2 protein-coding genes are annotated in these 1,199 nt (G+C 62.2%); both read left to right on the forward strand.

Annotation, left to right across the window (positions count from 1 at the left end; all coding sequences use genetic code 11):
* Window positions 1-596: DNA-3-methyladenine glycosylase (locus KH616_RS25195; protein WP_292255296.1), on the forward strand; the 596-nt coding region annotated here is incomplete at its 5' end.
* Window positions 597-697: 101 nt separating this feature from the next.
* On the forward strand, window positions 698-1,199 hold a 502-nt coding region (locus KH616_RS25200), incomplete at its 3' end, for a carboxyl transferase domain-containing protein (protein WP_292255298.1).

Consider the following 1,199-nt stretch of genomic DNA (forward strand, 5'->3'; position numbering starts at 1 on the left):
AGGCGTGCGCCGATCTCGTCAAGCGAGACCGCATCCTCAAGAAGCTGATCCCGAAATTCGGCCCCGCGTATCTCGTCAAGCGTGGCGCGCCGTTCGTCACGCTCGCGCGCTCGGTGGTCGGGCAGCAGATATCGGTCGCGTCCGCCCAGGCTGTGTGGGAGCGCATCAAGGCCGCCTGCCCGACGCTGGCGCCGCAGCAGGTGATCAAGCTCGGCCCGGACAAGCTGATTGCATGCGGGCTGTCGAAGCGCAAGACGGAATATATTCTCGATCTCGCACAGCACTTCGTGTCGGGGGCGCTGCACGTCGACAAATGGACGTCGATGGACGACGAGGACGTGATCGCGGAACTCACGCAGATCCGCGGCATCAGCCGCTGGACGGCCGAGATGTTTCTGATCTTCAACCTGTCGCGGCCCGACGTGCTGCCGCTCGACGATCCCGGCCTGATCCGTGCGATCAGCGTCAATTACTTCAGCGGGGAGCCCGTTACGCGCAGCGAGGCGCGGGAGGTGGCGGCCAACTGGGAGCCATGGCGTACCGTCGCAACCTGGTACATGTGGCGCAGCCTCGATTCGCTGGATGCCGGTGCCTGAGCAAGGCTATCGAATTTGAAAATCAATAGTTGAGAGCCGGTTTTGACCGCTGCGCGCGCGGGTAGAATACGCGCTGCCGCAAGACCCAAGGATTCAAACACATGAAGACCACGTTTCTGGATTTCGAACAGCCGATCGCCGAACTCGAGGCAAAGATCGAGGAGCTGCGATTCGTGCAGGACGACTCGGCTGTCGATATTTCGGAAGAAATCGAGCGGCTGTCGAAGAAGAGCCAGCAGCTGACGAAGGACCTGTACGCGAACCTTTCGCCGTGGCAGGTCTCGCAGATCGCCCGGCATCCGCAGCGTCCGTATACGCTCGACTATATCGGGGAACTGTTTACCGATTTCCACGAGCTGCATGGCGACCGCGCGTTTGCGGACGACCAGTCGATCGTCGGCGGCCTTGCGCGTTTCAACGGTCATCCGTGCATGGTGATCGGCCATCAGAAAGGCCGCGACACGAAGGAACGCGCGGCGCGCAACTTCGGGATGCCGCGTCCGGAGGGCTATCGCAAGGCCGAGCGCCTGATGCGTCTCGCCGAGAAGTTCGGCCTGCCGATCTTCACGTTCATCGACACGCCGGGTCACGAAGCGTTCACGG

The organism is Burkholderia sp., from assembly GCF_018375725.1.
GTDB lineage: Bacteria > Pseudomonadota > Gammaproteobacteria > Burkholderiales > Burkholderiaceae > Burkholderia.